The organism is Vibrio sp. 10N.247.311.12 (assembly GCF_041467515.1).
GTDB lineage: Bacteria > Pseudomonadota > Gammaproteobacteria > Enterobacterales > Vibrionaceae > Vibrio > Vibrio crassostreae_C.
The window spans coordinates 42,895-65,323 of record NZ_JBFSUV010000030.1 but is presented as its reverse complement, the minus strand read 5'-3'; the positions used below and the strand labels follow the sequence as shown (position 1 = coordinate 65,323).

Here is a 22,429-nt window from a genome sequence, read left to right as displayed (position 1 = left end):
TACCTTGGAACTTCAAACACTGACAAGTCGCCCCGTGGGTTCATGGGGCGGATACCTTTCTTATGAGGTAAGCAAAATGAGTTACGAAGTAGTCAAATTAGCGTGTAAAAATCTGTCCCAACTGGAAAAATGAAGTTGGCCCAGTATTTAATCCAAACACGGTGGAAGCGATGAAGAAAGATAAGCCCAAGGTTTAAATTAAGCCATCGGAAAAGCAATCAAAGGCTGATGTTATTGCTACCGTCCAAGAGCGTGTTCAGAAAAGTAAACCATCAAAGGTGTGAATTACATAACGCAAGAATCTAATAACTTCTTATATTCGGAGTTTGATAGAGTTGAGTTATTAAGATCAGTTCTAGACAATAGAGTAAGAAGAGATCTTTGCTCACTTGCATGTCGACCACCTTTGAATGCGGACTCTCGGAATGATTTAAGTGTTAAGAAGTCGATTCGTCGCATAAAGTCATTCACTTGTCGATCAGGATCGCCACTCGCGCCGAACCCATACATTGTTGACAGAATTTTGAGGCTGTCGCTAAACACTTCATCGTTAACGCTCGAAACCCTTTGCAGGCAGATCTGATCTATGTTCTTTGGGTTACCTTCGATTAACGAGTGACCTATCATTGTTGGTAAGATAGATCTCCGTGTAGATTCGGCAGTTATTGAGTGAGGTAGTTCTGGCAAAAAACCAAAACCATTTCCGGTGTAGTTTATCCCAACAAGCTCATCATGATGAACGACCCAAGGTTCGTTTACGGCGATACTAGTGCAAAGTATAGCGGCGGCGACAGATAGAGAGCCGACAGCCACTCTAATTGCATTTGATAGCTTAAATTCCATGTTTTTCTCCAGTTTTGCTTAATACTTGTACCAGTTCTTGCCTACGAACCTAAAGTGGTGTCGAGGAACGTGCAGTCTGCTCACATGATGAGTATTTTTGATCATGTATTTAACCCAATACTCTTTGTAAGCCCTGTAGTATTTAATTGTATCGTGGTAGTTATGGAAGTAAGTTCGTGGCTTACCAGTTCGATACAGAAAGTATTTACTGACATCTATGCCTCTTGATGTCGTTTGTGTGTGAAAGGCTGATATAGACTCTAACGGCGTGCCGATAATTGCAGCTACGGGCGCTGAAACATATGGCAAATATGACTCAAGCTCTTCAAATACAAGGTATGTGAAGCTGGTATGCAGCTTATCGACATCAATAACGCCATCAAGTCGATACTTCATATCTACAGTATGGAGAAGCCTAATAAAGACGATCATTGCATCAGCATCACTTTCCACCTGCTTGATGAGATCTTCTCTCATCGTGGTTCCAGCCACTCCTCCTGTCTTGAAAGAGTCCCACTCAATGGGTCTGGAGCGGAGGTTTGAGTTAAACTTGCGCTGTTTAATGTGGTCGAAATCAAAACTCTTGATATTTTCACGACTAGGGAGCAGTGTGCTGTTTTTCCACTCGATAACATCCTTTATGGCATCGTAATGGCTTCTTGATTGTGCAAAATTGGTGTACCTGTACTCTTTAAACACATAAGTGCCCATAATGCTTCCAATTCCTAGCGCAAGACCAGCATAGATTGCTGCAGCGCGTAATTTATATAAAACTTTCAAAAAAGAACCTTCCAAAATAATGAAGTTATTGCATAACAATCTAAAAATTTGACATTAATATATCAATAGAGGTGGCCGCCAATGGTTCGACACATAAGCGAATTCCTGAAGTAATAAATCCAGCTTATGCGGTGTATCTTGCCCTATAGAAGTAAGCTTAATCCTATTGGATAATTTGATTATGTTTATAAAAAATCATCAAGTTTAAGTGGATGCACATCTTTCCATATGATTCTGTGAAAAACCAACTAACAAGACAGTAAAACCCACAAATTCAATATCTTACACGACTTTCCTTACCAAGCCAAGCAAGAACAAACCACAACATCAAGCGAATGGCTCAATTATTAGGTAATACAGAAGTAAGGTTGGAATAAACACTTTCAAGGCAATACCGATCAGAAATCGGAGTGTACTTTCAACAATTCGTTTAGGCATAGAAGTATTGCGGTATTCGGGATACCCAATAACGAAGGAATACTTGCTGACAGCTATAGCCATATTTGCTCAAAACTCAATCAAATATGAATGCAATTTGGAAAAATTATGGGCGAATTTCACAGAGCTTAATCAGGTATAAGAGAGCATGAGTATTTGATGATTAATGTTCAGTACCATCAGAACAGGACACTGAATTAAGTTACTTCCCATAACTATAGTTATTCGTTAAATGCTAACTTAGCAAAAGCTGTAACTCAGAAATGTCCGTGCGACCTGAAGTCGTATGAAGCGTTGTTCACCGCTTTATGAGCGAACCGTCTGTATCACCAGATGAACCTACGAGCCTGAATAAAGCAGCGGCTCGGACAATGTAACGAAACTTGGCCATTGGGCTGATTGGGAAAAGAATCGTGAGATGACGTTCCTCCTGAAAACGACAATTCGGGTAAGTGATAGGTAGTCAGTATGATGAACGTATGTGAATCCATTCAGTGCGACATGAAGTCGTATGAATCGTTGTTCGCCACGAAAAGAGCGAACCATTTGTATCACCAAATGACCCTACGGCTCTGAATAAAGAAGCGAGCCTGACAATGTAACAAAGTCTATCTGATGGACGGGAACTGAATCGCGAGAGGAAGCTCCTCCTGATAACCACATAAATCGGGTAAGTGCTAGGGAGTCAGTATGATGAACAGAAGTGAATCCACGTCAGATGCGTAATTTCACAAGCAGCGGAAGTGGTTTAGACGCTGTAGCTAAATAAGCAACGAGAGTAGGAAAGAAGTTTGTGTGTATTCTTTCGTGATCGAAATGCTCTCCGCATTATAGTGGGCATCTACCCTGACATTACGAGACATACGGAACATGGTAAGCCTGTATCACTCCCTCTGGGAAAGCCTATGTGGCCGATAGTGATGCAGGTAAAGGAGGTTGGAGAAAGCGAAAGCTGGATTGTAATGATGCAGATACAGGCACATGCCTGATCACGAAAGTGAGCCCACTTCCAACTGGTCTCCCGTTGCGAGAGAGTTTGAAGAACTTTATTAAGGAAGAAAAGCAAATGATGATTTCGAACGAGATTAGTGCATCTTCTGACAGTGCACAATGGCAATCCATTAACTGGAAGGCTGTGGAGGCGCATGTCTTAAAGCTCCAAATGCGTATCGCAAAGGCAACTAGAGAAGGGTTTCACGGTTGGCAGAAAATCATGAACATGGACTGTCACTTCAATCTGTTCCAGATAGCGAAAGTGCCCATCGAACGACACGTGAAAATCAGGAGTGCAGCGACCCCTTTTGACCCTCAATACCAAGAATACTTGGCGAAGAGAAAACCCAAAAGGCTAGCTCGTAACTCTTGGAAAGAGCCTGTCTTGACTGCGTCATAAGTTGCTGGGTATCAATGATGCCTTAGTGGAGGCTTGAGCCGTATGCAGTGAAAGTTGCACGTACGGTTCTTAGAGGGGCGGCACTTGGTAACAATTGTCGTCTACTCGACAATAGTTACTTAGGACAAACCAACATACTACAATAGGAAATTTTTCCGGCTTAGTTATTCGTTATCTTCACTCAATGCAAATTTGATCTCGTCAGAAGAGAACCCCTTTCGACTTAGCATCGCGTAAGCCTTAGAGCGTTCTTTATGATCGTTTAGGTCATAAGGCTTCTTCTGCAACTGTTCTAAACAAGAAGAATAGAAATCTAGCTGCTCTTCATTAATCAATCGGTCGATGAGCGATGACAGCTCACTTGTGTCGATTTGTCGTTGTCTAAGTTCTTGCTGAATGGCGGTCAGGCCCTTGCCTTTACGAGCATACTTGAGCACCTCTTTTTCCAAATCGGCTTTCTCGGCCTTAATTTGAATGTTACTTTTCAGTTGATGCGCTTGTGGGTGCTGGTCAATCGCTACCTTAACTTGTTGATAGCTAAAGCCACGCTTTTGCAGTGTCGCAACCAGCTTTTCACGGCTCATGGTAAAGCTTGAATAGTAGTGGTTGATTCGGTCTATCAAGATGGTTTGTTCATCAATAGACTTTTCGAACGACACTTTATGGATTGCATCAGAAATCACTGAATCGGTCAGCCCCTTCTTCTTCAGTTTTTCGACAATGTATCGAGAACCGAATTCACCAGAGAAAGCTTGTTCCACGAATTGTTCTGCAAACACTTGGTCAGACTTGAGATACCCGAAGCCTTTCAATGTCCCTAGAGTTTCATCGATCCATTCTTGATTGTCGGTTTTCACTTTGAGCTTCGCCACTAACTCGCTTTCCGTCATGTCTCTCTGAGTTAAATGCCACATCGCAGAGTTCATAACACTTTCAATTCGCGTCGCTTTTCTTACCGTTGTATTTCTAGTATTCGTTTTTTGCTGTGAATCGTCCATTCGATTTCAACTTTCCAGATTAAGCCTACCCCATCATAACGTAATTCTAAGGTGGTTGAGTGACATAAAAGAATGAAGCTCAACATAAGCGGCAGCCAATAAAAATGGACGCTTGTTCAGCGTCCATTTGATATCACATTAAGAATGATGGCTCTAAGCCATGCTTAGCTTTTTCGTAATAGCTTTTCATACTAGATCTTTCGTTTAGTTCTCTTCGTGATTGTAAATATGTACATCTCGTTGAGGGAATGGAATCGTGATGCCTTCTTCATCGAAGCGTTTCTTCACGGTTTCCGTTACATCCCAGTACACATCCCAATAGTCATCAGTCTTAACCCAAGGTCGAACTACGAAATCAACAGAAGACGTATTCAAGGTATGAAGCTTGATCATATGCTCTGGTTTTTTCAACACTAGAGGGTGTGCAAGAATGATGTCGTTCAATACCGCTTTCGCTTTATCGATATCATCTGAATAACCAATACCGAAAACCATATCAACACGTCTTACACGTTCTGCCGTGATGTTGTTGATCACGTCACCCCAAATCTTGTTGTTTGGGATCACCAAGCGTTGGTTATCAATGGTTTGAACAGTCGTCGATACTAAGCTCATGTCTTTTACCGTGCCTTGCACGCCTGCCACTTTAACCATGTCACCGACGTCATAAGGACGGTAGATCAAGATCATCAAACCCGATGCAAAGTTAGATAGTGTGTCTTGCAATGCGAAACCAATGATGACACCGGCTACACCGAAACCAGTAAGAAGAGGTGCTAGCTCTATCCCTATTTGAGACAGTGCGATAAGCAAACCAATAAACACGACCGCTTTAGATGCGATGGATACAAAGAAGTCCTGCATCAATACACTGAAGTCCATTTTAGAGTGCGAAACACTCTTACGAACGGTTTTGCGAGCCACGTTAGCAATAAGGCGAGTTACATACAAAATACCGAGAAACAGAGCAAGTTTAACGATAAAAGAAGGGGTATTTTCAAAAGCCCATGAACTGAACGAACGAAGCCAACCATCCAACAGCTCCAGTGCAACATCAACATCCAACACATCGGCGTTAATGTCACCTGTCGTCGCTAGCAAAACACGTTTGTACGAAGTCACATCCACGCCAAACGGTTCCATTAGCGTGATGGTTTCTTCTAAGCTCGCCACCATGACACTGGTTCGCTCACTGAAGCGTTCAAGCTCAGTTTTAATCGTCGCTTTCTCTTCTTCACTTACATAAGATAACCGGCGTTCTAAATCTTGACGTTGTGTATCCGTGTATAGAATTGCATTAGTAAGATATTGAGAACGAGAAACAAGTGCCGTTTTGAGCTCACCTTCAGGAACCGCAACATCAACATCACGCTCTTTCGACCAATCTAATGTCTTAGCAAGCTGCTGATAATAGACATCCATCATTCCGATTCGTTTTTGAATACGCAATTCAAGGCGTTTTTTAGCGTCACCTTCAGCTGAACGGTTTTCTTTACTCATTGAAACGATTTTAGTTTCATTCAACGACAGCAATTTTTGTAGCAGTTCGACCTGCTGAGCAAGAGTGACATCCAGCCCCTCTTTTTTATCTGACGATAGCTGTGAAAAAATCTCTTCGCGTAGGCCCTGATTCTTACGCCTTAAGATATCTTCAAGAAAGGGCTTCTCAGCATCATGCGCCGTTTCTAATGTTGCTAGATCGAGCATTAACTGATCTTGTACTTCTGCGATTTTCTCAACGCTCTGCGCATAACTTCCAAATGCGACAAACGCCAACATTAACAATAGACAACGCCAAACCTTCATCATATTAATTCCTATCACTGTCTAAATTGACCCTATAAATAGTAGTAAAAAGAATATGGATAACAAGCATTTAAACGTATGTTATGTTAAAAATTCGCAAATTATCAGCCTGCTTCTAATATTTGAGAGTTCCAATCCCCTCTTATGACCTGTAGAGTACGCATCCAACAAAGAACAACAGCCAATATCTTCATTCGAGCACAGCACTAAAGCGCCCTAAATACGATGTTGGCTCACAGCAAGAGAGCATAAAAATGAACAACGAACTTGATATTATTGAGTCTCTAGAAGAACTAGAGCAATTCCTAATTTCAGTGGAAGCTGGCGGTTTAGGCCTTGAAGGCGTTGAAGGTGTAGGCATGGCAACCAATAATTCAGATGGTCGTCACTTCGTTGCTGTATTCAATAGCAGCCACAAAGTTCTGCTTGCTCGCTGGATCACCAAAGAGGTGTTTGATAACGGTAAAGACTTGGTACGTAACGGCCCTCGCCGCACTCACTAAGCCTTTCCAATAGCACCAATGATTAAAGCCCAACACGTTCACTGACGATCTGTTGGGCTTTTTTGTATCGCCTGTCCCGTCCTGATAGTTAATAAACCACTCAATACAGAATAATTAGCGATAACTTTCAGTTGTTGTGAACTTTAGCTACAGCTCAATGTCGTATTCGCGTGAATTGGTGTTTATGCGTCTTTTATCGTGTATCTGCCGTTTCCCGCATTTATACATAGTTTCACTTTAACCATTTTATGACTTGTGGCACGAAGAGAACTTATCTAAGCTAACCACAATTCAATGAGCTTGCTTTAACGACTAACAGATTTGATTACTGACTAATTTGCTGAACACATCGCTACTTTTCTTATCCACACAGAACCGCCGACAAAAGCATTCGCTTTGGGCGCTCTTCCTTACCGGACTGGTTATCGTAACTTGTCTGGCGAGCACTCTGGCCGTCAAGAAAGTATCGTTATCTGCATCCGCTAATGGCCAATCAGTCCTAGTTGGCACACAAACTCATACAGAAACCAGTAATCCCCAAACCAACATCGCTTCTTCAGAAAAAATGGCTGCTCTATACGCCAGCGTTTTCGGCTTAGAAGCCTCAAAAATGTTAACGTCCCCCAATTCAAATTCATGCAGCCTAAGTTCGAAAATGCTGACCTTTGCCGCCCCAAAAACCGGCTGGCTGATCCCATTCGTACTTATTATTGCTGTTGCGTTTAACTTACCTCCTCACATCTCGAGATTATCTAGAGACAATCATCGCTCTACTCGACCGACAAAACACCGATTGCATCTAAAGCACTGTATATTTAGAGAGTAAATAACCGGGCTACTACACCCTTTTATTTATTTTTTGGAGATACATTTGTGTACAACACACTACTAACTAAGTTTGTCGATTCATTGGCATTCTCTATGCGTACATGCGCGAAAACCTTAGTCACTGCCCTTTTGGTTATGACGTCATTTACCGCCTTGGCACAGACAACGGGCTGGCTTAGTGTGCCTGAGCATCCGCCTGTTAAAATGCGAATGATGTCGACGGGTGAACAGTCGGATGACGGCTCTAAGATCCAAACCGTGCTCGATGTCGTGCTCGACGGCGACTGGAAAACCTATTGGCGCAGCCCAGGCGAAGGTGGCATTCCGCCAAGCTGGGACTGGTCTGGTTCAACAAACATTGAGTCAGTAGAGTGGCACTGGCCGATACCTAAATACTACGAGCAGCTTGACGTCATGACGTTAGGCTACAAAAAACATGTCAGCTTTCCTGTCACTTTATCCCTGAAAGACAACACGAAGCCTGCGATATTCAGGGCATCGTTTACCTTTCCGTCGTGTACCAATATCTGTGTGTTAACCGATTACGATATCGAACTGCCGATTGACCCACAAACTTTAGCGCTCGATGAAGAAGCGATGTTCTTGTTCAACCAAGGCATGAGCCAATCTCCACGAGAAGCTAATCGCACTTCAGTCAATGGTCTATTTTGGGACAAGAGCAAGCAGCAACTGGTTACTCAGCTGACAAGTAAAAATGGCTGGGATAAGCCGATGGTGTTGATTGACGGGCAAGAAGTGATTGATGACTTCTTCTCTCAACCAAGCGTCCACATCACAGACAATACAATGACGGCCGTATTTGATGTGAGCAACTGGATAGGTGAAGTCGACTTAACGGACCGTAACGTGAGTGTCACCGTTTCAGACACTAATTTCGCCGAAGAGATGACGACCAAAGTTGGCTCAGAACCGATCGCTTACCAAACAAGCAACAACGGCTTTTTGGCGATGATAGGCTTCGCTTTAATTGGTGGTTTGATCCTCAACATCATGCCATGTGTGTTGCCAGTCTTAGGAATGAAATTAAACAGCATCATTCAAAACCAAGGTGCATCTAATCGTCATATTCGACTCTCATTCTTAGCTTCTGCTTCAGGTGTCATTACATCATTTGCGCTGTTAGCCCTAGGTATGACCGCTCTAAAAATGGGTGGTAATGCAATTGGCTGGGGAATCCAGTTCCAAAATGTTTGGTTCATCGGGTTCATGCTGATCATCACTTTGCTGTTTTCGATTAACCTGCTTGGGTTATTCGAATTCAGACTACCATCAGGTTTAAACACCTGGATGGCAACCAAAGGCGATGACTCACATTCAGGCCACTTTGTTCAAGGCATGTTTGCAACGCTGTTAGCAACGCCGTGTAGCGCGCCATTCCTAGGAACCGCTGTCGCGTATGCACTTGGATCAAGCTACCAAGAGTTATGGGCTATCTTCATCACGCTTGGTATCGGTATGAGTGCGCCTTGGTTGATCTTTGCGCTATTCCCAAGCCTAACCAAATTGCTTCCAAAGCCTGGGGCGTGGATGTTCAAAGTTAAGCTGGTATTTGGCTTAATGATGTTCATTACCAGCCTATGGCTAACAAGCCTCCTTAGCCCATTCATTGGTAAATTCCCAACTATCCTGCTGTCGCTATTTATCGTGATTTCAGTATTGATTTGGATTGGCCGTAAGTTGGGTCGCAAGGTGCTTATTCCTATCGTCGCAACCACAACCTTGGTGTTTGGTGCTGCATTGATCGTCGGTAGTGTCACCGCTGATAACTGGGCGACTCCGATTGTTGACGATCTCGCTTGGCAAAAGCTGGATGCGAAGCAAATCCCTCAGCTCGTTGATGAAGGCAAAACGGTGTTTGTTGATGTGACTGCTGATTGGTGTATCACTTGTAAAGCCAACAAGATCGGCGTCATCCTTCAAGACCCTGTCTACAGTCACCTACAGCAAGAAGACATTGTTTTGATGAAAGGTGATTGGACAACACCAAGTGAAAGTGTCACTCAATACTTACAAAGTAATGGGCGATTTGGTGTGCCATTTAATATCGTCTACGGCCCGAGCTATAAAAGCGGTATTCCACTGCCTGTCATTCTCAACAGTGACACTGTCGTTCAAGCCATCGACGCTGCGAGATAACTGATGAAGACTCCCAACAATGAAGATAAATCTAGCACGATTGAAGACGACGCTGTAAAGGGTGAGGCCAAAAAGCCAAGTCGTCTTAAGAAGTGGGGAAAGGAACTGGTTTCAATGATATTGATCGTTGGCGTGGTTTCATTTGCGATGGACTTTTATCACAGCAGAAGCATGCCTCAGGGCGACGCGATTCCAATTGTGGGTCAATCGCTCCAAGGCGAAGATATTGATGTTATCGAGCTAAGCAAAAATGGTAAGCCAGTCATTGTCTATTTTTGGGCGACTTGGTGTGGCGCCTGCAAATTTGTGAGCCCAACCGTCAATAGCTTCAGTGATTCCCATCAGGTGGTTTCGGTCGCTCTATCGTCTGGTCCAGACGAACGTGTCCAGCGCTACTTAGAGGCGAAAGAGTATGACTTCCCTGTGATCAATGATCTCTCTGGATCGATCAGCAGAAGTTGGGGCGTTAATGTCACGCCAAGTATTGTCATCATCAAAGATGGAAAGATTAGCAGTATCGCAACCGGCGTTACATCCCCTATCGGCCTGTGGTTAAGAACCTACTTTGCCTAAATCGCTCACAAAGAAAAACAGAGCAAAGCTAAGTGAATAAACCGACTCAGCCAGTTTAACAAACAATATTAATGTGAGCGCAACCTAATAAGCGCTCACGATTATCACGAATTTGAGAAAAGACAATATGAAAAAGCATCTGATAAGCGCACTGATTATAGGCTCATTAATGAGTACTAATGCCTTCGCAGAATTAAACAAAGAACAAACTCAACAACTTGAAGAAATTAATCAATTCCTGAAGGAAAACCCATCGACGATCTCTGGATTGCATACCAGTTTAGAGCAGTACGTAGCAGGTCAAGAGCAAGCGAAGAAAGCCCAAGCGGAAAGCCATGATTGGTTATACAACAATGACGCTCACCCGATCCTTGGCAATCCAGATGGTAAATCGGTCATCATTAACTTTACCGACTATAACTGCCCTTACTGTAAGCGCTTGGAAAAAGGCTTGGTTCAATTAGCCTCTGAAAACAGCGACATTAAAGTGATCAACGTGTACTTATCGTTTAAGCAACAACAAGTTGCGGGGCTAGACACCAACGCGGCGCTATACGCGATGAAAGTATGGAAAGATAACCCAGAAGCATTCCCTGAAGTTGATAGATTGCTGATGGCGAAAAGCGGTATTCACTCGAAAAGCTCACTAGAAGCCGTTGCCAAGAAGACGGGAACAGAGGCGGAACTAAAAACAACTCAAGAACAAAACCAGGTTCTAACCACTAACCATCAAACGTTCAGTGCACTCGGCTTAACGGGCACTCCAACCATGATGATGAACGGAAATGTTTTACCAGGATATGTGCCTTATGACCGATTAAAAGAGATCGTGGACGACGCTTTTTAATCGACTGTAGATAGAGATAAAAATTCGAAAGAGAAGTGAATAAAAAGCCGACCTGCGTAACTCACAGTCGGCTTTTGATGAGCTTAAGGTAATGTTTTCAATATTATTTTTGAAACAGAAAAGCAGTCGAAGTGTCACTATCTTGCAATGGATTCTTAATCTAGCCTCGCTACTCTAAAAGCAGTTCTCTCGATGAGTCCAAGACGTGCTTACTCTAGACAACTGTCCTTTGACCGAGCCTAGCTCGGTCTTTTTTTACGTGTTTTAGATAACAACACAGTGCATTAACACGGAAACGTCAAACCGACTGAGCCTTAACTTAGCAAACGACAAACAAGCGCACCCGGCTCCCTTAACGCATCCACGTTATAGCTAAGGACACGTCCGGCAGACGGCGCGTGATAACGGCGACACTCATTACCAAAAGCGTCATATTGAATAGCCAACAGATCATCTTGCTCTACGCTCTGCAGAAGCTCAACCTGCGGCAATACGAAACCACCAATATCAGCGCGGATAGACACGACGTTGTTGCCTTCTATCCAGTCCATACTTGGCAGCTGCATTTTCTCGGGATGATTTATTTCAACCTCGAACATTTCATAATAAGATAGCATGTTAAAAACACCGTCTACCGCTCGTTGAATCATGTCAGGCTGAGTAAATTTCCCCATCCCAACTTCCACCGTGATGCTCGGAATTCCACTTCGATTCCAAACCGTTTCCAAAATACCTGGGTCACCAGGGTCATTCAGAACACAATCGGGCTGCATCAGCCTCGCCATCTCCAAACATTGCTCAACTCGGTAATCAGCAAATACATAAAGTGGATAAACTGCGCCACGAGTTTGAGTGTGGAGATCAACGGCGAAGGTGGCATTATGCTTAAGCAAACGCTCCCACAAAGACGCAACAAAGCGCTCCGCTGCCAAGCCATTAGCATCACCCGGAAAGAGTCGATTAAGATTAGCAGGACAAGAGCCCGGATCCGAAGAGATGAAATCACGGCTATGGTTCAGCAAGCCAGACAAATTCACAGTAGGCACAATCGTTACCGTACCTTTGAGCGTTTTACCGACTAAGTCCCTGATAATTTGCTGTGCAGCCAACACTCCGTTTAGCTCATCACCGTGAATACCGGCGGTGATCATCAACTTAGGACCTTCTTGACTGCCTTTGAAAACAGAAACCGGCATGTTCTTAGGTTGCCCTAGCCCATCACTGGTGACTTGAAACCAAAACTGGTGCTCTCCAACGGGTAGGTCTTCAACATTCAAGGAGCCAATAACCTGCCTACCTTGTAAAACATCGCCTAAGTACTCTGTTTTCATCCAACCTCTCCATATTGTTGAGCAGAATCTATTCTCTTCTAAGTTTTTGCATCATAGAGGATATCCTTACCAGTACAAGCAGTTAATCAGATTAACAAGCTCTCAGCGCAGCCAAAATTCACCACCATCGACATACGTGATTCCAAGGTAAAACTTGCTAATGTGACCTTTGAAATACACGCAACTTGTATAACTATTCATAGAACACTCAGTCGCATGAAATAAAAGTGCAATAAAATCAACACTTAAAAAAGTTCCCCATTCACGAAAATGTAATTTTATGGAAATGAAAGCTTAATTTATCTGCTCTAAATTAGCTTCATATCGAAACGGAGAGCACATTGCTCACGGATTTTAAAATACAAGGTAAGTGATTATGAAAAAGGCAGTTCTAGCTTCTGCAGTGGTAGCGGCACTAGTTTCAGGTTCATCTCTAGCAGCAACAGTTTACAGCTCTGATGGCACAGAACTTAAAATTGGCGGTCGTGCGGAATTCCGTGGTGATTTCATTGGTTCAGGTGGTGCTGAAATCGACGGTACGATGAAAAACAAAAGCCGTGTTCGTTTGAATGTGGGTGGTACTACAGAAATCACTAGCGACCTATCTGGTTTTGGTTTCTACGAAGCAGAACAAAGCGTGAAATCTTCTGCTGATAACAGTAAGACTGAAAACTTTAAGCAACGTTACATGTATGCAGGTTTTGAAGGTAACTTCGGCGCAGTATCAGTAGGTCGTCAAGATACAGCTGCAGCTCAAATCTCAGAAATGTCGGATGTTACTATCTACTCTGGTGACCAAAAAGCATTCATCAATGCAGGTGACGAGCAAATCAATAACACGTTTGTATACGCTTACGACGCAGACGCACTTTCTCTTAAAGCAAGTTTGATTGCTGGTGAAGACAAAGATACTGACGGTTACGGTATCTCTGGCATTTACACACTACCGATGGGCTTAGGTTTCGGTCTTGGTTACTCAGGTAACGACAACGGTACTGGTAATGGTTCAGCTACAGCATTGATTGCTGGTATTAACTACAAAATGGATGCTTTATACCTAGGTGCAACCTACACAATGGGTGACCTAGACGACAAAGCAAAAACTGAGTTCTCTGGTGTGGAAGTTGCTGCTAAATACAAGCTAACAGACCAATTTGAACTGGCAGGTTTGTACCAAAAACAAGAAAAAGACGCGACACAGAACTTAACTGTAGACACAGCTGACTTCTTTGAGCTGACTGGTACTTACAAGTTCAACAAATCTATCCGTACATACGTTGCTTACCAATTAAACAATCTAGACGACGTAAAAGTTGCAGGTTTAGAAACACAAAGTGAAGACTCTCTTCGCCTAGGTGTACGTTACGACTTCTAATCTAAATCGACTTTAGATACAGACTAAAAAGGTTGGGCAATGGCTCAACCTTTTTTCATATTCAAATATTCTGACTGACTTCATCAATGCTTTTTCTGGTTAAGTGGTGCTAAATCCGTATCATAGGTGAACCACATCAAATAATTAGAAGCATCATGTCACAACACCATCCGATCCAAGGCGCTAGCTGGATGCTAACCGCAGGCCTAGCCTTTGCCGTTATTAACAGCCTAACTCAAATTGCTAGCATTCATTTCGGACTTACTTCTACCACCGTTGCCGTCATTCAATACGCCATCGCGTTATTCGCTATTCTTCCTTACCTAAAAACGCTGGGTATTCGCCGCGCGCTAAAAACCGACAACCTCAAATTGCACGTATTCCGTGTCTTCTTGTCTGTTATTGGTATTCAACTTTGGATATGGGCACTGGCTTACCCAGTACCAATTTGGCAAGGCATTGCCCTTCTCATGACATCGCCATTGTTTGCAACCATTGGTTCAGGGCTTTTCTTAAAAGAGAAAGTTGGGGCTGCTCGCTGGGGCGCGACCTTAGCAGGCTTCGTGGGTGCGATGGTGATTCTAGAGCCGTGGGCTGAAGATTTTAACTGGGCAACGTTATTACCAGTCGGTGCCGCTTTCTTCTGGGCATGCTACTCACTGATGGTGAAAAAACTCTCTTCGCAAGACAGTCCTTCAACCATGGTGGTCTATCTTCTACTATTAATCACACCATTTAACATCCTGCTTGCTGCGCCAGATTGGCAAACGCCAAGCGGCGGTACAATCTGGGCTATATTGATTGTTATCGGTGTTATGACGGCACTCGCTCAATGGGCGATAGTAAAAGCCTACTCGGTCGCTGATGCTTCGTTTGTGCAACCTTTTGACCACGCCAAATTACCGCTAAACGTTTTAGCAGGTTGGATTGTATTTAGTTGGGTTCCACCGGGTCGTTTATGGCTAGGGGCTGCTATTATTATTGCGTCAGTTGCATTTATAACGCACTGGGAAACTAAAAAACCTTCAAAAGTGAAGAAAGTTTAAGGTTGGTGAAATAAATAGTTCGACAGTCCGTTCTATATGGATAAGAGAATTCAAACGAGGCCGTAACCATGAAGAAACCAGTCAAGATTACACTATACCGTTGGGCAGGCAGCTGGGGTCCATTTAAAGTTAACATCCCATGTGGAGAATGTACCCTTACCAAAGACATTCTGAAGGATACTTTTGAGAATGAGTTGGCCGATGTCGATGTCGAACTGGAAGTGAAAGATTGGTTGTCTCACTGGTGGGAGCCTCTAAAACTGGGCTCTTGGCACGCCCCAATCCTTGTTGTTGAAGGCAAGGTTGTCAGCCAAGGTGAAGCGCTTAATCGCGGTGTGTTAATCCAATCCGTGATCAAAGAGTGGACCAAACGAGACAGCCTAAAAGGCAACATCGTTTATGGTAAGGCGACCTGCCCATTCTGTGTTAAAGCGAAGAAAATGCTGGATGAAGCGGGTGTTGAATACCAATACCACGATGTCGTAAAAGACAGCGCCGCTTTGTACCGTATGATTCCAGAGGTAAAAGCACACATTGGTGAGAAAACACCGGTCACCGTCCCGCAGATCTGGCTTGATGGTAAGTACATCGGTGGTGCCGATAACTTAGAAGCGTGGATGAAAGAGAATGGCTTAGATAGCATCCCTAATAATGTGGTCGACTTATCCAATCAATCTGCTGGCTGAGTTCATTAAAAGCCATTAGTCAGAAGCTTAATTGGTATTTTTTGTGTCCATCCACAACAAAACAAAGCGATAACTTTCACCAATCGCTAAAACGAAAAAGGCCTTAAACTTCATCGAGTTTAAGGCCTTTTAAAATTCCGTTTTTGAAAATGCTTATTTAGCCATTTTCTTCATCATTCGCTTAAAGAACGATGGTTTCTTTGGCTTTGAAGTGCCGTACAATGCTTCGTGCATCATGTTTTTTGCTGCCATTTGACCAAGGTATGCGTGGCCTAGTTCGTAATTCATGCTTATCTCCGCACATAATCAACTTTCTTTAGCGCGGATTCTACACTTAAAACGCCCAAAAACAAGATCTAAATCACACTTTAATGCAATATTAAGCATTCATTTGCAATTAGCCTAATTTTGTCTCTGTGCTAATCAGCATTGTTTTTGTATATCAATGAGTTAACCTAAATTCTGGTTTGAGCTTAATGCTCCATTCCTAATAACAACCCAAGACATTGATTTAGACACTGATAAAAAAAGCAGCTCAATAGAGCTGCTTTCTAAAATGCTTTACTGAGAAACCTAGCTGCGCTTTGGCTGTCTGTAAGTTTTACCGGCAATTTGGTATGTGTCTTTTTGCTTCAATTCAAACATCGTTTCAAAGAACCAAGCTGCAAATTTGATTAAGTCATCGCCCTCATTCATAACATGTTCGATGTACTCTTGCTCTTCGCCTTGTTCATTTTCTTGAAGCGTCACGTGGTAAATACGCTTTTCGCCTTCCACTTCAGCAAGTGCAAATTGACCAGTCAGTGATGCAGCAGCCTCAGCGACTTCTGTATCCTCATTGGATTTCAATAGCTCAAGCGCTTGAGGCAGGCCATCTAGTGCGCAGATAGCTTTTACCAGAACTTCAAATTCATTTTGCTGCATTTTGTTCTTACCTATTCAATGGACCGAAGCATTGTAGAAAACCATCAGCACAAATACAACGTATTAACGATGGTGCGTTAAACGATAGTGAATTTAGTGTTTAGCTATATTCCACTTCAACAGTATCGCCTTTGTTGTTCATTTTGGTTGAAGACCAAAGCACTCCGCCCATGGCTGCGCCAATAATGAGGTAGAACACGCCTAACTGTAGATGAGTCGTGACCCAACTTTCTACCAGATACCCACCCAATAAACCCGCTAAACACATCTGAATAGAGCCCGACAATGCCGATACTGCGCCCGCTTGCTTCTTATGAGGTTCTAATAACATGCTGATTGATAATGGGAACGAAATGCCTTGTGCTATCGCCAACCAAGTAAACGCCCAAACCAAGTTAAAGATGGATAACTCATGAGTAAGAAGCCAAGTTCCCGATGCCAAGATAATCAAAATAGCTAGGCTCATCAGTTGGGGCGTACTAAACCTACGATTGAGTAAGTTTAAAGCGACGCTACCTATCAGTAAGCCTGCCGAAGGGACAATCATCAATGAACCATACTCAGCGGCGGTCAGCCCCAATTGCTCTTGCATTAAGAATGGGAACAAAGATAACGATACCAAACTCGCCATATAACTCATCCAGTTATAACTGGCGCTGCTTATCACTTGGCGATTCGTTAACAAGCGTCCGTAGTTCTTTACCACTTGGCTGACTTCAAAACGGCTCTTCCCATATGGCAGAGTTTCATGCAACACGAAGTAACCCAGTGTGAATATCGCCAGTAAATACAATAGAACGAAAAGGAACACCGCCTGCCAACCAAGGTGGAATGAAATCCAGCCACCAAATACAGGCGCGATGATCGGCATAATCGACGCGGTGATCGAGATATAAGACAACGCTTTGGTAAGCTGTAAACCATCATAGCTGTCACGAAGCACACTTCGCCCAAGAACCGAGGCACTGCCCGCCCCTAAACCTTGCAGCAAGCGACCAACTTCTAGCGCCGTCATATTGTCAGAAAACACAACACAAACGACTGTACCAATCAAATAAACACCCTGACCTAACAAGAAGATAGGTCTTCTTCCCACCGCATCGGACATCGGTCCGTAAAATAGCTGAGACAAGCCAAAACCCACCAGAAACAGCGTGACGAGAAGCTGTACATCTACTTGAGTAGCACTTAAATCAGAAGCAATTAACGGTAATGCTGGCAAGTAGATGCTCACACCCACCTGCCCCGTAGCAATAATCATCATTGCTAAGAGTAACGGTGTTTTTTTAAAGGTCGATTGGCTCAAAAAATTCCCTATTCGTTTGATATTTGTTCATTAGACGAGTTTACATTCAAAACCAATAATTGATAATTAGCTAAATTGGAATTTTATTAAGTCCCAACAGGAAATAATATGGATTGGATTCTTAACGTAAAAAGCTACGTCAGAGTAGTCGAAGAAGGCAGCTTCAATGGTGCTGCTCGAAAGCTGAACACCACCAGCTCGGCGATCAGTAAAAGAGTGAACTGGTTAGAAGAGCGCATCGGCACCCAACTGTTAAAGCGTACCACGCGATCAATTAGCCAAACCGAAGCAGGTGCGCTCTTTTACCTGCGAGCCAAGGATCAGCTCGACAATTGGCAGTCCATTATTGATGAGACTCGCTCGGTTAACCAAACCCCAGCAGGCCTATTAAAGATTGGCGCTACGATTGCGGTTGGCTCTAAGTTTCTGGTGCAATACATGGACGACTTCTTAGAAAAGTACCCTGATATTAAGGTACAACTCATCACCACTACGCCCGGTCAATTACCCGAGCTTGGCTTGGACTTGGTAATCAGTCGTGAACTAGAACAACTCAACTCATTAAGCTTCAAGAAAACACCGCTGTTTGAACACAGAGCCAGCTTCTATGCAGCACCAAGCTATCTTGCCAAACACGGCTACCCCACTTGCGAGCAAGATTTGGAGCAACACAACTCGTTAATTTGGGGAGAGCGTCCGACCCGTGAAGTAGCACTCACCAAAGGGCAGCGAATAACGTTAAACGGTAACTTTGCGACCACTAATCCAGAGGCTTTGTTTCATGCTGCGAAGCGAGGAATGGGCGTACTGTTAACCATCAAAGCGATGATCAAAGAGGATCTAAAGCAAGGGACATTAGTTCCAGTATTGCCAAATATTACCGCCGACGAAGTGATGGTTTACGCGTACTACCCTAAGCTTGATTACTCGCACACGCGAACCAAGCTCTTTTTGGACCATCTGAAAGACAGGCTAGACAAAGAGCGTAGCACGCAAGCTCTGTGAAATAAGTCACGTTTTAATTTGAAAAGTTATACAACACGGTCAATAATAAACTTGACGCATATAGATTATACAAGTTCGCACATATACAAGATAATACGTATACCGCTTACACAGTGAATCTGGTTAACTAGGGGTGGTGGCTATGACTCAACATACGCACAATAGCATGATAGACACAGAGCGCATTGGCCGTTTGCTGAAATTGGAAGGTATCGACCTTTTAGAGTCAGCTGTGCTTACTTTACATCAGACCTTTGATACTCAATACACTAGCATCATTGAGAAGAAGTACTTCCCTGACCAAACCGTTCCTTTGGTGATCGCCCATTCTGATCATGTATTACATGACAAAATCAATGCGCGCCATGGTCACATCTACCAACAAGCCGTCAATCAAAGACACCCAGATTGCTCATTTTCTCAGTACATCGTCCAGTCATTGCCAACATCGGCATTTAGGCAGGAAATCACCTCACAAAACTCCATCGCGATCCCGACTCAAACTCAAAGTGGCGAAGTGATGGGCGTGCTGTTTTCAACGTTCACCTCGCCTCTTAGCCCTGATCAGCAACAAGACGTGGTAAAGCACCATCAATTGTTCGCCGACATCATCATCCACACCTTGCGTGAAATGTGGTTTAACGATCGTTCCGAACAACTTGTAAATCAGCTTAGTTATGAGGTGTCACACGACAGCCTAACCGGGTTACTCAACCGAAGCTGTTTATCAGATACCTTAGAGTCGATTACTCAACAGAGCGTCACTCCTTTTACATTGGCTTTACTCGATATCAATAGCTTCAAAGCCATTAATGATATGCACGGTAATTATATTGGCGACAAGGTGCTGCAGTTTGTCGCAGAAACCTTGCGGAGAACCTTACCCGAAAGCAACCTGACTTTCCGGACTGCTGGCAACGAGTTCGCCTTCATCACCTACCATTCTGATCCGATAGCCGTGTGCGAACAAATACTGGCCAAAATTAAGCAGGGCTACAGTAGCGTTGATATCAAGATAGATTTCGACGTCAGCATCGGTATTGCCAGTTCGGATGGAGACAACAAAGACGTTGAGCAAATCATCTTCAATACCAGCTTGGCGCTTAAAGAGTGTAAACACAGCCAAGATACTCATATTCAATGTTATGACACTCACTTAAGAGTTCGTTACCAAAGAAAAACCGAGCTAGTCGCAGCGCTACGAAGTGAGCTGGAAAACCCAATTTCACAAAGCTATATCCCCGACAGCAATGGAATGTACGTAGTGGTACAGCCGATTGTGGGTCAAGGTGAAACGCAATGGGAATATTTCGAGGTACTGACTCGCTGGAAAACCGCCAGACATGGAGACATCTCACCCGTAGAGTTTATTCAAGTGGCAGAAGAGTCAGGGCTGATTGTCGAATTAGGTGAACGCATTATTGAATTGGTGTGCCGCGCTAAAACCACACTAGAGCAAGGCTTGGGCTACAAGGTTAAACTTGGAATCAACTGCTCTGCGCACGAGCTTACTGATTCGAAACGTTATATATCCTACCTGACTCGAACCATTGAACAGCACCATTTTAAGGCGAATGAGTTTGTTATCGAGTTAACCGAAACCGTTCTGTTATCGCCAACACAAGAGACAAAATCCGCGCTTAACTTTCTGAGAGGACAAGGCTTCACGATTGCACTCGACGACTTTGGTACAGGCTACTCCAGTTTGAACTACATCCACAGCTACCCTATCGATTGCATTAAAATTGATGCGACCTTTATTCGAGACTTGTTAACTAGTTCGACCTCAGAGAGCGTAGTATGGCTGATTGTTCAACTGGCCCATAGACTCGATGTATCTTTGGTTGCGGAAGGTGTTGAGAAGCGTGAGCAATTAGAAAAGCTGCACGCGATGGGATGTGACAAGATCCAAGGTTACCTCTACTCACCTCCAATGCGGCCTGAAGCTATCGTTAGCTATGTCGCGCACTCAGAGCCTTTAGTTTAAACCCTTACCGAACCTTCTATTGAGAACTAAAAAGCCGCAAGAGCATCACTTAACACTGACTGTGCTTTGTGATGCTCTTGCGGCTTTAAAACAGTTTAATGGCTAGCTACTTACTAGCATTATTAACCATTGCTAGATTGCGCGTTTCTAACGCTGCCTTCAATAGCTTGTCGGCTTCATCTCTCGCGGCTGTGAATGTCGCTTTTTCCTTTTTAGGCACAGAATCGGCCATTGGGATATTCGCTTTCATCGCATCAACAGGGCGACCACGTTCGATCAGTTCATAGTGCAAGTGAGCACCTGTCACTCGACCCGTTTTACCCGATAGGCCAATACGTTGACCACGAGATACCGTTTGTCCTTTACGAACAAGGATCTTGCTTAAGTGCAAGTAGCGCGTTTTATAAGTGCTACCGTGTTGAATCACCACATAGTTACCCGCATAAGGGTGTTTACGCGTCATGATCACTTTGCCATCACCCGTTGCTTGAACAGGTGTGCCAATTGGTGTCGCGAAATCCGTACCGTTGTGCGGTGAAATGCGGCCAGTCACAGGGTGTAAGCGCTTAGGGTTAAACTGAGAACTTTGGCGCCAGCTACTGCTCACTGGGTAACGTTGGAAAGCACGTTGTAAGCTATCGCCATTAGCATCGTAATATTGTCCGTCAGTGTGTAAGTATGCTGACACAACGCGGTTACGATTCATGATCTTAATTGCTTCAATTTCACGTTTTCCGGTTGCAACACCATCAACATATTGCGCTTTTTGAAGCACTTCAAACTGATCGCCAGCACGTAGGTCTCGGCTAAAGTTCAGCTTATCTTTAAGAAGAGTCACAATATTGTCAATCTCAAGACTGCTCAGGCCAACCTTGTTCGCCGACATAGAGAAGCTGCCTTGAATATCACCCACTAAAGGTTTTTGCTTCCATTCACCAGGAATAGAGATGTCTTCGAATTCGTAGCTGCCGTCATCAAGTAATCGGTAAACCACTTTATCTGCAACACTAAATTGAAGTTCCATTTTGGAAAGGTCGCCCGTCGCTTCATCACGCCAAAAACGCAATGTGTTACCTGGGCGAAGCGTGTCTAACGCAAGGAAGTTTAAATCGGTTTCCATCACGCTCATCATCGATTTGTAAGAAAATCCAAGCTGAGTGAAGATGCTACTCAAGTTATCGCCCGTTTGAATTTGATACTCAAATGTCGGCGGCTCAATAACGGTAACAGAAGATGGTGACAGAATTGACTCAATAACGGTTGAGTCGGGCAAATCAAGATCGATCGTTTTCGTCAGATCCGATTGTGACGATTGCAAAGCAACACCAATCGCAGCAATAAGTGGCAGTCCCAAAATAGCTACTTTTTTTACAGGTGAAAGCTCAGCAAACGGAGAGGGAAATATTTTTGAATACACGGTAAACAGGTCTTTCTACGATATAAAGGCATAGGATATGCTTTTCAAACGCATAAATCATCAATGCATTGTCATAATATGATGTGAATCTTCCCAACTTAGCCTAAGTCATTGAGTTGCCGTAGATAAAGAGCCACTAGATAAGAAATAAAATTAACCGCTAAATTTAAAAATAAAAAAGCAGAA

Annotated in this window: 18 protein-coding genes and 3 pseudogenes; 12 read left to right on the top strand and 9 right to left on the bottom strand. The window is 43.6% G+C overall.

Annotated elements, in window-relative coordinates; all coding sequences use genetic code 11:
* Positions 1-285: 285 nt before the first annotated feature.
* Both AB6E30_RS14300 and AB6E30_RS14295 read right to left on the bottom strand, forming a co-directional pair.
* A complete protein-coding gene (locus tag AB6E30_RS14300) occupies positions 286-843 on the bottom strand; it encodes a hypothetical protein (RefSeq protein WP_372104046.1) in 558 nt (185 codons plus the stop codon).
* 18 nt (positions 844-861) lie between these two features.
* Positions 862-1,623: a hypothetical protein gene (locus AB6E30_RS14295; protein WP_372104043.1), complete on the bottom strand. Its 762-nt coding sequence runs from the start codon at positions 1,621-1,623 to the stop codon at positions 862-864.
* 366 nt (positions 1,624-1,989) lie between these two features.
* Here AB6E30_RS14295 and AB6E30_RS14290 point away from each other — a divergent pair.
* The 3 pseudogenes from AB6E30_RS14290 to AB6E30_RS14280 all read left to right on the top strand — a co-directional run.
* Positions 1,990-2,203 (top strand): annotated as a pseudogene (locus tag AB6E30_RS14290) (hypothetical protein); the annotation flags it as partial.
* A gap of 924 nt (positions 2,204-3,127) precedes the next feature.
* Positions 3,128-3,244: pseudogene (locus tag AB6E30_RS14285) on the top strand (reverse transcriptase N-terminal domain-containing protein); the annotation flags it as partial.
* Between the two features lie 9 nt (positions 3,245-3,253).
* A pseudogene (locus AB6E30_RS14280) lies at positions 3,254-3,454 on the top strand (group II intron reverse transcriptase/maturase); the annotation flags it as partial.
* A gap of 164 nt (positions 3,455-3,618) precedes the next feature.
* Here the strand turns inward: AB6E30_RS14280 and AB6E30_RS14275 are convergent.
* Both AB6E30_RS14275 and AB6E30_RS14270 read right to left on the bottom strand, forming a co-directional pair.
* Positions 3,619-4,452: a RecX family transcriptional regulator gene (locus AB6E30_RS14275; RefSeq protein WP_371724962.1), complete on the bottom strand. Its 834-nt coding sequence runs from the start codon at positions 4,450-4,452 to the stop codon at positions 3,619-3,621.
* 204 nt (positions 4,453-4,656) lie between these two features.
* Positions 4,657-6,261 carry a mechanosensitive ion channel family protein gene (locus tag AB6E30_RS14270; protein ID WP_017062731.1) on the bottom strand — a complete coding sequence of 535 codons (1,605 nt, stop codon included), beginning with the start codon at positions 6,259-6,261 and terminating at the stop codon, positions 4,657-4,659.
* A gap of 251 nt (positions 6,262-6,512) precedes the next feature.
* Here AB6E30_RS14270 and AB6E30_RS14265 point away from each other — a divergent pair, with 251 nt between their 5' ends.
* The 4 genes from AB6E30_RS14265 (at position 6,513) to AB6E30_RS14250 (ending at position 11,166) form a co-directional block, all read left to right on the top strand.
* Positions 6,513-6,761, top strand: coding sequence for a hypothetical protein (locus AB6E30_RS14265; protein WP_017062732.1), 249 nt, complete (start codon positions 6,513-6,515; stop codon positions 6,759-6,761).
* A gap of 921 nt (positions 6,762-7,682) precedes the next feature.
* Entirely contained in the window at positions 7,683-9,746 is a 2,064-nt protein-coding gene (locus AB6E30_RS14260) for a protein-disulfide reductase DsbD family protein (RefSeq protein ID WP_372104049.1), read from the top strand.
* A 3-nt stretch (positions 9,747-9,749) separates the two neighbouring features.
* Positions 9,750-10,319, top strand: a complete 570-nt coding sequence (locus tag AB6E30_RS14255) for a protein disulfide oxidoreductase (RefSeq protein WP_229647366.1) — start codon at positions 9,750-9,752, stop codon at positions 10,317-10,319.
* 127 nt (positions 10,320-10,446) lie between these two features.
* Positions 10,447-11,166 (top strand): DsbA family protein, encoded by a 720-nt coding sequence (locus AB6E30_RS14250; protein ID WP_372104040.1) that lies wholly within the window; start codon positions 10,447-10,449, stop codon positions 11,164-11,166.
* Positions 11,167-11,480: 314 nt separating this feature from the next.
* Here the strand turns inward: AB6E30_RS14250 and AB6E30_RS14245 are convergent, their stop codons facing one another.
* Positions 11,481-12,497 (bottom strand): succinylglutamate desuccinylase/aspartoacylase family protein, encoded by a 1,017-nt coding sequence (locus tag AB6E30_RS14245; RefSeq protein WP_102398588.1) that lies wholly within the window; start codon positions 12,495-12,497, stop codon positions 11,481-11,483.
* Positions 12,498-12,873: 376 nt separating this feature from the next.
* Here AB6E30_RS14245 and AB6E30_RS14240 point away from each other — a divergent pair, with 376 nt between their 5' ends.
* The 3 genes from AB6E30_RS14240 to AB6E30_RS14230 all read left to right on the top strand — a co-directional run bounded on the left by AB6E30_RS14240 (position 12,874) and on the right by AB6E30_RS14230 (position 15,604).
* Entirely contained in the window at positions 12,874-13,872 is a 999-nt protein-coding gene (locus AB6E30_RS14240) for a porin (RefSeq protein WP_102321347.1), read from the top strand.
* A 155-nt stretch (positions 13,873-14,027) separates the two neighbouring features.
* Complete coding sequence (locus tag AB6E30_RS14235) at positions 14,028-14,918, top strand: DMT family transporter (protein WP_017062738.1); 891 nt, start codon at positions 14,028-14,030, stop codon at positions 14,916-14,918.
* 68 nt (positions 14,919-14,986) lie between these two features.
* Entirely contained in the window at positions 14,987-15,604 is a 618-nt protein-coding gene (locus AB6E30_RS14230; RefSeq protein ID WP_017062739.1) for a glutaredoxin domain-containing protein, read from the top strand.
* A gap of 153 nt (positions 15,605-15,757) precedes the next feature.
* Here the strand turns inward: AB6E30_RS14230 and AB6E30_RS14225 are convergent, their stop codons facing one another.
* The 3 genes from AB6E30_RS14225 to AB6E30_RS14215 form a co-directional block, all read right to left on the bottom strand.
* Positions 15,758-15,892, bottom strand: coding sequence for a hypothetical protein (locus tag AB6E30_RS14225; protein ID WP_010431176.1), 135 nt, complete (start codon positions 15,890-15,892; stop codon positions 15,758-15,760).
* A gap of 285 nt (positions 15,893-16,177) precedes the next feature.
* On the bottom strand, positions 16,178-16,528 hold the full coding sequence (locus AB6E30_RS14220) for a hypothetical protein (protein ID WP_017057980.1): 351 nt from the start codon (positions 16,526-16,528) through the stop codon (positions 16,178-16,180).
* Positions 16,529-16,628: 100 nt separating this feature from the next.
* Positions 16,629-17,834, bottom strand: coding sequence for a multidrug effflux MFS transporter (locus tag AB6E30_RS14215; RefSeq protein WP_372104037.1), 1,206 nt, complete (start codon positions 17,832-17,834; stop codon positions 16,629-16,631).
* 108 nt (positions 17,835-17,942) lie between these two features.
* Between AB6E30_RS14215 and AB6E30_RS14210 the strand changes: the two genes are divergently transcribed.
* Both AB6E30_RS14210 and AB6E30_RS14205 read left to right on the top strand, forming a co-directional pair.
* Positions 17,943-18,839 (top strand): LysR family transcriptional regulator, encoded by an 897-nt coding sequence (locus AB6E30_RS14210; protein ID WP_017068382.1) that lies wholly within the window; start codon positions 17,943-17,945, stop codon positions 18,837-18,839.
* A gap of 142 nt (positions 18,840-18,981) precedes the next feature.
* Positions 18,982-20,826 (top strand): bifunctional diguanylate cyclase/phosphodiesterase, encoded by a 1,845-nt coding sequence (locus AB6E30_RS14205; RefSeq protein WP_104216192.1) that lies wholly within the window; start codon positions 18,982-18,984, stop codon positions 20,824-20,826.
* A gap of 106 nt (positions 20,827-20,932) precedes the next feature.
* Here AB6E30_RS14205 and AB6E30_RS14200 read toward each other — a convergent pair whose 3' ends face one another.
* Complete coding sequence (locus AB6E30_RS14200; protein WP_136982191.1) at positions 20,933-22,243, bottom strand: peptidoglycan DD-metalloendopeptidase family protein; 1,311 nt, start codon at positions 22,241-22,243, stop codon at positions 20,933-20,935.
* Positions 22,244-22,429 lie beyond the last annotated feature (186 nt).